The 9,884-nt window shown below is 45.0% G+C and carries 8 protein-coding genes and 1 pseudogene; 4 read left to right on the plus strand and 5 right to left on the minus strand.

Annotated features, from left to right (window positions below; all coding sequences use genetic code 11):
* Nucleotides 1-656 (plus strand): annotated as a pseudogene (locus tag AB4496_RS04805) (MFS transporter); the annotation flags it as partial.
* 65 nt (nt 657-721) lie between these two features.
* On the opposite strand, the gene AB4496_RS04810 reads toward AB4496_RS04805, so the two are convergent.
* Complete coding sequence (locus AB4496_RS04810; RefSeq protein ID WP_009844737.1) at nt 722-1,654, minus strand: GlxA family transcriptional regulator; 933 nt, start codon at nt 1,652-1,654, stop codon at nt 722-724.
* Nucleotides 1,655-1,743: 89 nt separating this feature from the next.
* Here AB4496_RS04810 and AB4496_RS04815 point away from each other — a divergent pair, with 89 nt between their 5' ends.
* A complete protein-coding gene (locus AB4496_RS04815; protein WP_009844736.1) occupies nt 1,744-2,304 on the plus strand; it encodes a cysteine hydrolase family protein in 561 nt (186 codons plus the stop codon).
* Nucleotides 2,305-2,447: 143 nt separating this feature from the next.
* Here the strand turns inward: AB4496_RS04815 and AB4496_RS04820 are convergent, their stop codons facing one another.
* From AB4496_RS04820 to AB4496_RS04835, 4 genes are all read right to left on the minus strand, one after another.
* A complete protein-coding gene (locus AB4496_RS04820) occupies nt 2,448-3,806 on the minus strand; it encodes a Na+/H+ antiporter NhaC family protein (protein WP_009844735.1) in 1,359 nt (452 codons plus the stop codon).
* A gap of 191 nt (nt 3,807-3,997) precedes the next feature.
* Nucleotides 3,998-4,762, minus strand: a complete 765-nt coding sequence (locus AB4496_RS04825) for a fumarylacetoacetate hydrolase family protein (RefSeq protein ID WP_009844734.1) — start codon at nt 4,760-4,762, stop codon at nt 3,998-4,000.
* Nucleotides 4,763-4,829: 67 nt separating this feature from the next.
* Nucleotides 4,830-5,882: an MBL fold metallo-hydrolase gene (locus AB4496_RS04830; protein ID WP_102250233.1), complete on the minus strand. Its 1,053-nt coding sequence runs from the start codon at nt 5,880-5,882 to the stop codon at nt 4,830-4,832.
* A 183-nt stretch (nt 5,883-6,065) separates the two neighbouring features.
* A complete protein-coding gene (locus AB4496_RS04835; RefSeq protein ID WP_102258196.1) occupies nt 6,066-7,850 on the minus strand; it encodes an SgrR family transcriptional regulator in 1,785 nt (594 codons plus the stop codon).
* Nucleotides 7,851-8,453: 603 nt separating this feature from the next.
* Between AB4496_RS04835 and rimK the strand changes: the two genes are divergently transcribed.
* Both rimK and AB4496_RS04845 read left to right on the plus strand, forming a co-directional pair.
* Nucleotides 8,454-9,359, plus strand: coding sequence for a 30S ribosomal protein S6--L-glutamate ligase (rimK, locus tag AB4496_RS04840; RefSeq protein ID WP_012601042.1), 906 nt, complete (start codon nt 8,454-8,456; stop codon nt 9,357-9,359).
* A 32-nt stretch (nt 9,360-9,391) separates the two neighbouring features.
* A complete protein-coding gene (locus AB4496_RS04845; RefSeq protein WP_004733090.1) occupies nt 9,392-9,820 on the plus strand; it encodes a RimK/LysX family protein in 429 nt (142 codons plus the stop codon).
* Nucleotides 9,821-9,884: the final 64 nt, after the last annotated feature.

A 9,884-nucleotide genomic window follows, 5' to 3' on the forward strand; every position in this document is an offset into this window, starting at 1 on the left:
TTTTAGCTTGCTGCTATCGAGAAACACTCGAAACCAAATACCAAGGTTCTATGTTCCGCTCATGGGGAAGGATGGGCGTGGTCATGAAAAACCGCTCGTTCCTCAAGCTGCTGGTCATTTTCTCTATCATACCGATGGCATTGATGGGCTTTCTTGCGGCGGGTTCTTATATCTACATCGATCACTTTGGATTGACCGAACAACAGTTTAGTTACGCGTTCGCATTCAATGCATTGTGCGCCTCATTTGGCCCAACAATTTATATGAAGTTGTCCTACAGAATATCAGTTCAAAAGGTCATCTCTGGATGTTTTGCTTTATTGGCGATAGCAGGAATCTTTACCCTAACCATCGGCGACTTGTCCCCTTGGTTCTTTATGTTTATCGCAGCACCAGCGACGCTGATGGTTATCATCATGCGAGTACCGGGCACCAACTTAATGCTGAACCAGCAAGATCATGACACGGGCTCTGCCGTCGCATTGATTCAGTTCTTTAGCATGATTTGTGGTTCACTTGGTATGGTGTTGGTTTCAATCCGCCCAGAGTCGCTGATTGAAAACCTCGGCTTTATCCAATTATCCATCGGTACGCTAGGCGGCCTGATGTGGCTAATGGTCAGAAACAAAGAGTATGTGACTAAGAAACTGAATTAGGCCCCTTCAAGATGATCACTGACTGTACGAGTCGATAAACATGAGGAATGGTGAGTATTAAAAAATCATTCCTCAGAGAGAAATCTAGAACGAAATCTTGATGGTGTTAAGCCGATGATTTTCATGAAGACTTTTCGGAAGCTGTTTACGTCCTCATAACCAACCAAATAGCTGATCTGCTCTACCGGTTTATGAGAGCTTTCCAATAACTCGCATGCGCTTTGAATACGTACGTGTTGGATATAATTGATAGGCGTAAAACTGGTCGCTTTAGTAAATTGTCGGATAAAGGTTCTTCGTGTCATGAAGGCTTCTTCTGCCAATTGATCGAGCGACAAAGGGAGATGATGATGCTTCTGAATAAAACGCTGCACCGACACAATCTTGTCATTGCCGTGAGCATAGTTCGGCACAAAACTCTGATAGTAGCGCTGCTCTCTCAAGCCCGTATCAAGCACCAAATATTTACCTAGATTACGAGTGTTGGTCGGTGTCGTGTATTTGGTCAGGATAAACAAAGCGAGATCCATCCACGACATCAAACCACCAGCGGTCATCACATCCGCATCATCAATCAAGATTTTGTCGATATCGACTGCGATCTGTGGGTAAAGCTCCGTAAACTTCTGCTGCGCTTGCCAGTGCGTGGTCACGGTTCGCCCTTCTAACAAACCTGTTTTCGCCAAAATGAACACGCCGGCACAAGCTGAGCAAAGTATCGCCCCCCTTTGGTGAGACTCAATCAGGTACTCAAGCAAGGTGTCACTCGGCTCTAGATAGTAACAACCATCTAAATTCGGTGGGAGTATGATGATATCGGCGTTCGACACGCTAACACTGTCATGCGCTTGGATCTGAACGTTGAATTGAGTCTTCTCAGGCGAAGGTTCAAGAGAATTTGCCATCTGCAGAAACTCTTTCACGCCAAACACGGCACTTTGCAGAGAGCCTGGGTAGTCGATGATTTCGACCACAACTGATTTTGTCACTATTGCCATAGAGTCTGTCATTTTTGACGTGCGATAAAAACTACAGAGTATTCATAATACCCCTACACCGCAACACACTAAATACAAAGGTATAGAATATGAAGAACACTGCACTACTACTTATCGACTTTCAAAATGACTATTTCCCTTCATACGAGGGCGCAAAATGGGCGCTGTCTGAAACAGAGCAAGCAGCAGAAAAAGGTGCACAGTTATTATCCGCTTTCAGAGACAAGCAACTTCCTGTGGTTCATGTACGTCATGAGTTTCCGACGGTTGATGCTCCGTTCTTCTTACCAGAATCAGACGGTGCTCAAATCCACAGCAGCGTGACTCCGCTAGAGGGTGAACCTGTTATCATAAAGCATCAAATCAATAGCTTTAGAGATACTGAACTGAACAAGGTGCTAAAAGATCAAGGCATTGAGAAACTGATCATCGTTGGCGCAATGAGCCACATGTGTATTGATGCAGTGACTCGTGCGGCTACCGATTTTGGCTACGAATGCCACGTAGCGCATGACGCTTGCACAACCTTAGACATGGAGTTCAATGGCGTTAAGGTTCCAGCAGCTCATGTCCATGCCGCTTTCATGGCAGCGCTTAGCTTTGGTTACTGCAATGTCGCAACGGCCAGCGAGCTTGAAAGCCAACTTTAGTCAGACTCAAAACCGTCCACATGGGCGGTTTTGTCTATATTCAAATCAGAATTAGCTTCCAAACAATTCTTTCAGGCGCAAAAAAGGCCCCTTTCGGAGCCTTCTTATTAGAGTCTGAGATCACTCAACTTGAACAATTGCTACTAAGCTTGAGCCACTTGACGCGCTGGGTGTTTGATAAACACAGCAACCACAGCCACGATTGCAAGAGCAAAACAGTAGTACGAGTTAGCTACAATATCCAAAGGCGATAGGTTAAATACCGAACCTAATAGCAATACCTGCGCACCGTAAGGCAACACGCCTTGAATCACACACGAGAAGATATCCAATAAGCTCGCTGAGCGACGAGGAGATACATCGTTCTCTTCAGCTAATTGGCGAGCAACACTACCAGACACAATGATTGCTACCGTGTTGTTTGCCGTACATAGGTTCACCATTGATACCAAGCCTGCAATGCCTAGCTCACTTGCGCGGCCATTTGCTTGCTTAGAGTGTGAAGAACCAAACGCACGAATCACACCACTTACTAAGTTAGTCAGGAACGCTAATCCACCTTGACGACGCATGAGCTCACTCAAACCGCCAATTAGCATCGACAATAAGAAAATCTCCTGCATGTTGCCGAAGCCTGCGTAGATGTCTTGAGCGTAATCAGTCATACCGTAGTTCTCAACAGAACCTAGGCTCACTCCACCCGCTAGCAAGATACCAATCGTCAACACAACGAATACATTCATGCCCGATACCGCAAGGATTAGGATAGTGATGTACGGAAGTACTTTCAGCCACTCGATTGGACCCGTTTCAGGCACCTGAGTCGCTGTGCTGTTGAAAGCAAAGATAACAATCGCGATAAGTGCAGCAGGCAGTGCAATACGGATGTTCTCTTTAAACTTGTCTCTCATCTCACAGCCTTGCGAGCGTGTCGCGGCAATCGTGGTATCAGAGATGATAGACAGGTTGTCACCAAACATAGCGCCACTTAGCACCACGCCAGCGGTTAGAGGAATGCTCATGCCAGCTGAGTCAGCAATGCCTAGCGCAACAGGGGCTACCGCAGCGATAGTACCCATAGATGTGCCCATTGCGGTCGCAATGAAAGCTGAAATTAGGAAGATACCCGGTAGGATCATGCTTGTCGGAATCGCCGATAGACCTAGGTTTACCGTCGCGTCCACGCCACCAGACGCTTTAGCCACAGCCGCAAAAGCACCCGCCAATAGGTAGATCATACACATTGCGATAATGTCTTTGTGACCTACTCCACCTAAGAATTGTTCGATAGCGCGGTTCAATTTATCTTTGCTTAGCAACAACGCTAACATCACAGCAGGCAAAGCTGCAATTGGAGCTGGAAGCTGATAGAAAGCAAAATCGACGCCTTGCAGCGACAAGTACGTACCTACGCCAATAAACAACGATAGGAACACGATAAGAGGGATAAGCGCAACTGCCGAAGGGGCAATTACCGCATTAGAATTTTTTGAATTGGACATGGAACATCAACGCAATAGAACAGGAAGATGAGCAGACTAATGTCACACTTAGAGGTTGTCAACGTCTAGACGTCTAAACGCCCAATTTAATGCAAAGTAATAAGCACGCCATTGAACATCACATAATAGAAAAGGCTATTTACTAACCAAGTAAGCAGCCTTTGGATAACAGATCATGTAAGCAGAAAGCTTTATAACTTTTGTTTAAATATCACTTCATATTCGCCTAACTCGTCATAACGTACTGTCGTTAGTTGATCGAATTCGACTTCAACAACACCACAATATGACCCGGTAATAATGGCCTCACCCGCTTCGAAGCTAACACCGCGTTGAGTCATAGTGTTAATCAGCCAATAGATAGGAGTTTGTGGTAGTGAGTTTGGGTGCTTACCAGAGAAGGCTTGCACTTTCTCATCTTGAGTAATAGTAATCTCAAAGTTCGCTGCTGCAAAAGCGCTCTCTTTACTAAGCTCAGGACCAAGAAACAAACCTTGATTAGCTAAGCCATCGGCCAACACCTCATAGAACTCTACGCCACTATCATCAGCAAAGCGGGATTGAATAAGCTCTAAAGCCATGCGACACGAACCGATAGCCTCATTAACTTGCTCTTCAGTGTAACCATTGGAATTTGCTGGTAAAGGCTTGGCCAAGACAAAAGCAATTTCAGGTTCAATACGAACTACTCCGTTATCCGAAAAAGCCTCGCATTCAGAACCAAACTGAACGCTATCTTCGAAAATAGGCGCAACGATCAACTTCTCTTCGCTCAATGGCAACAGGCATTTCCAACCACCGACTTTACTGCGGTGAAGGTCAACCATTGATGCTTGAATGTGTAAAGAATCTTCAAGGTTGTTCGGGCGAAATTGCTCACTCATTCGCGCTGCTTTCATACCAGCAACTCGGTAGCTTAGTAACTCTTTTGCCGCTTGTTTAAACTTACTTTGCATGTCTTATCACCCTGAAATTATAGGGCTTTATAATACTGAAATTTATAGCTTGTGGGTAGGCATCCAATTACAGTTTCCACCATGCCTGAACAGGTACGGGCTCTGAGATCACCAAACGTTCACCCATCACAGGGCTTACCATTTGTACATCTCGCTCTTTGCTTATCGCCAGTGCTTGTTCCATTGGGTCTTGCCAATCGTGCATAGAAAGGTCGAAGGTACTGTTGTGGATTGGCATCATCACCTTACCTTGCAGATCAATGTGTGCCTGAACACTCTGTTCTGGGAACATATGAATATCCGCCCAAAGTGAATTGTATGCGCCCGTTTCGACCATGGTTAAATCAAACGGCCCGTAGCGCTCACCAATCTCTTTAAAGCCGCTGAAGTAACCGGAGTCACCGCTAAAGAAGACTTTCTTGTCTGAAGCGTTAATAACCCAGCTACCCCACAGTGTTTGGTCACGATCAAGCAAGCCACGTCCAGAGAAGTGCTGTGTCGGCGTCAAAGTAAACTCAATGTCTGAGGCCGTTGCCGATTCCCACCAGTTCAACTCGATGATCTTTGCTTTATCCACGCCCCACTTTTCAAGTAGCGCTCCGACTCTAAGTGGCACCAAGAATGTCCCTACTTTGTCGGCTAATACTTTAACCGCACCTTTATCTAAATGGTCGTAGTGATCATGGCTGATCACCACCACATCAATATCAGGCAGTTCTTGCAGTGAGATTGGTGTCGGATGAAAACGTTTTGGCCCCATCCATTGCACGGGTGATGCACGATCACTGAACACAGGGTCAGTCATCACTAGCTTCCCATCCAGTTTCATCATCACACTGGAGTGACCTAAGCGGTAAGCAACGTCGTCTTGTTCTTCGATCAATTGCTCAGCTGTCATTGGAATCAAAGGCAATGCAGCGCGCGGCACGGGCTCATTCCTTTCCACTGTCACGTATGCTTTCAAGATTGAAAAAATATCAGACATACCCGATTTGTATTCCAGCTCACTGTTAACAAACTTCTTCGGAAGCTTATCTAGATTGTCATTTGATTGTGAACCTGTGCTTACGATAGCGACCACGGCAAGTACTCCTAAAATCGGTAATAGATATTTTTTCATTGGTATCTCTTTAATCATTGGGTCTATCCCAACGCAAAAACTACACCGACTAGTTTACATACCAAAATTAAAAAGTAAACCAATGAGTGTAATTTTTAATTTACCTAGACGTGAGCATGCCAAAGTCGATTTTGGAGAAACCGACTTTGAAAACGAGCTAACTTAGTTATTTAGTAAGAAAGGCTAATCAGCAGACCATACATTTTTGAAGTCAGGCCATCCCCAGTTGGTGATAGCGACGTTTTTCAAAATGCCTTGGAAACGCACGGTTTGTAGGTGATGGAACATAGGCACTAACCAATAATCAGAAATCAACGTCGATGCAACGGGCTCCAACTCAGCCAAGTAATTCGGCAGTTCAACCGATGCTTTGTGCTGATCTAAGCGCTGTTTGAGCCAATCACTGTTCATCTCTCCCAAAGCAGAGTGCAAAACAGGATCATTCATCATCCACGAAAACAGCGAAGACGGGGCATTATCATCGAGATTCAGGTTACACAGCACCAGATCCTCCTTTAACTCTCCACTCTGAGAGAGCTGCGCCAATTCTCGGAAGCTGTAGGTATTCACCTCCACTTCCACGCCATATCGCTTGAGTATGTCTGACACACAGATAGCACATCGATAGAGCGCATAGTAATTGTAAACGGCGATGCTCATCTTTTTCGGCAGTTGCGTCTCTTTCGCAGGCATTCGATACAAATCCTGCCAACTTGGCAGTATGTTTTGAGCTAAAGAGACACTAAACAAACCCTTATTACGTTCCAACTGAGACAAAATCGCTTGTGGGTTGGTCAGTTCTGAAAGGTATTTTCGCTGCTCATTATTTAGTGGACTAGCCGCTGAGTTCTGATTGAATAGGATAAACAGACACCCATCCTCGACTCGGCTACGAAGGCCATCAGTTTCAGCCGACACCAGCTTCGCGTCGCTTTTTCCGAGTTGATGAAAACAAGACGAATCTTCATAAGGTGACACCTGCATTTGGCTGTCATCAAAGCGAGCACTGCCCGTCATCGACTCTTCGAATTGCCAAATCGTCACTTCATCCGTCAGGGAACGACACCCGTAATAGTGTTCGAACGCGGCAAGTTTGATACGTTCGTTATTAACCTCAACCACTTTAAATGGGCCGGTTCCAATCACGGCATGAGACACCGAATTTAAGGGCGATGGCTCACGAGTCACTTGCGCAGCAGGTTGAATCGAATACTTAACGCCAGCCAATAAGCCCGCGAAGCCGGTGTCGGCTTTGGTCAATTGAAAGCTGATCCTTAACGGCTGTTCACTGTAAACCGAAGCTACATGGGCTAACTCTGTCTGATAGAAAGGTAGCGGTTGTAAGGCGGTAAACAACGACACGAGCTGCTTGGCGTCAACGGGTTGGCCATCGTGAAAGGTTAAGCCGGGGCGCAAATAGAAGGTCCAAACTAATTTTTCAGCATCATATTCCCAATGGTGCGCCAGTTCAGGCTTCAACTTGCCCTTGCCATTACAAGTGACGAGGCAACTGAACACTTGCCTGATCAAAAAGCGTTCGCTACTGCGGTGAATATGATGCGGGAACAAGTCTTCAAACTTACGTTTATAGGTTAATTGAACGTGCAGCAGCCCTTCACGCATCGTCGCGCCAGAGGTTTCTTGGAGGAGAGAGCCAAATACAGCGCGGTCATTGTCTAAAATTGAGAGTGCTTTTTCGTATTTGCCCTGCTCTATCAGTTTACTGGCAACATGTTGAGTCAATTCTTGATTGCTAAAACGTACAGTCAGATTAGAACGTTGATTCCTGCCGACTTTTGGCTCCCACACCAACCATTCAGCCTGATGCATCTTGCCTAACAAGGTTCGTGCATGGCGCAAGCTGGTGAACAGCTTGTCTGCCACCTCAGTTAAGGTAACCGAATGTGAGAGGTTAGGTTCGAACGAATCCAGCCTTGTGTAGTAACGCATCATGTTTAGATCAGACAAATAATGAACCTTTTTAGAAACAACCCTTCCTGATTAAGCTCATTATAAAACACATCAGCCCAAAAGTAGCGCTAAAAGACAAAAACAGGAACAACCTAGTAAAAACCCATCTGTTTATTACTTCCTATTAAGTGACCATAATTAATGGGTCAACAAGGAACTTTGAGTTCCCACCAAAGCCTAATACAAGAGAAGTAATCATCATGAGAAAATACTATCTTAATAAGCTTAAAAGCACCGGTAGCAAGCTCGAAAGAGAAGCACTACGAACACTTATAGAGCTATGTAACTGGCGTTATTAGTACACTTTTAAGCACCGAGTTAACGCGAGTTGAGTACAACCTAATATGCTCCTACCCCCAATATGAGTTAGGTCTCAACTCGCTTTTCCATTCAAAACGCCCTCTAAACCCTGCTGTACCAATCACTCACACATACGATAAATTTCTGTTGTCGACTCGACAAATTTAATTCGTTTTCTTAGTTAAACGAAAAGCCTTAAGGTTCGCCCCGAAGCAAGCAAGGAGCCTCAGAAAAACTGAAAGCTCAGCTAACAACTAATTTATTTGCAGTTACCAATCAGGTATTAACTAAGGAAACGCCATGCGTATCGCAATTCTTTCTCGCAACGAAAATCTATACTCTACTTCTCGCTTAAAAGCGGCAGGAGAAGCTCGTGGTCACCAGGTCGATGTTATCGACACGCTGCACTGTGATATAGATATCGCGAGTAACAATCCGAAGATTCGCTACATGGGTGAAGAGCTACCTCAATACGATGCTGTTATTCCACGTATTGGCGCTTCCATTACCTTTTACGGCACTGCGGTTGTTCGCCAATTCGAAATGATGGGCACTTTTTGTATCAATGAGTCAGTAGCAATCAGTCGTTCTCGCGACAAACTGCGCTCACTACAATTGTTGTCTCGTAAAGGTATTGGCTTACCAAAAACAGGTTTCGCTAGCCGCCCAGACAAAATTCAAGACTTGATCAAAAACGTAGGTGGTGCGCCACTGGTTATCAAGCTTCTTGAAGGTACTCAAGGTATCGGCGTTGTTCTAGCAGAAACAAACAAAGCAGCTGAAAGCGTTATCGAAGCATTCATGGGCCTAAAAGCGAACATCTTGGTTCAAGAGTTCATTGAAGAAGCTAACGGCGCAGACATTCGTTGTTTTGTTGTGGGTAACAAGGTTATTGCAGCAATGAAACGCCAAGCTGGTGAGGGTGAATTCCGCTCTAACCTGCACCGTGGCGGTACAGCTCAACTGGTTAAACTAACCAAAGAAGAGCGCGCTACAGCGATCAATGCGGCTAAAATCATGGGTTTAAACCTATGTGGCGTCGATATTCTACAATCTAAGAATGGCCCTGTTGTAATGGAAGTGAACTCTTCTCCAGGCCTAGAAGGTATCGAGAAATCAACAGGCAAAGATGTGGCAGACATGATTTTCGAGTTCATTGAAAAAAATGCAAAACCAAACGCTAACCGTACTCGTGGCAAAGGCTGATTAAACGCCGTTTACTCATGATTGGAAAAAACATGAACAATAAAATGATCATAGGGAATACAGAAGCACTTTGCTTACCAGAGTTAGGGATAACTGGACTACATACACGTGTTGATACAGGGGCTCAAACCTCTTCTCTACACGTAGACAATCTACTATGTGTAAAAACAGATGGTGAAAACTTCGTTGAGTTCGATCTTCACCCAGACGTTTACCACCTAGAAGAGACAGTACGCTGCAAGGCGAAACTGAAAACGAGTAAAAGAATCAAATCATCGAACGGCGAAGTTGAACACCGTTGTGTGATTGAAACCATGCTAAAAATTGGTGGTCAGGAGTGGCCTATCGATATCACACTAAGCAACCGTCAAGATATGACTTATATGATGCTGCTTGGTCGTCAAGGCATGAGTGACAAAGTGATTGTTGACCCAGCGGGTGAATTTCTAATTTCTCACTAATTGAACTGCTCCACAGCTCAAATAGTGAGTCAACAACGCGCAATAATAAAGGCCAGTCTTTAAG

It is taken from the genome of Vibrio sp. 10N.222.46.A1 (genome assembly GCF_041473595.1).
GTDB classification, from domain to species: Bacteria; Pseudomonadota; Gammaproteobacteria; order Enterobacterales; family Vibrionaceae; genus Vibrio; species Vibrio tasmaniensis_A.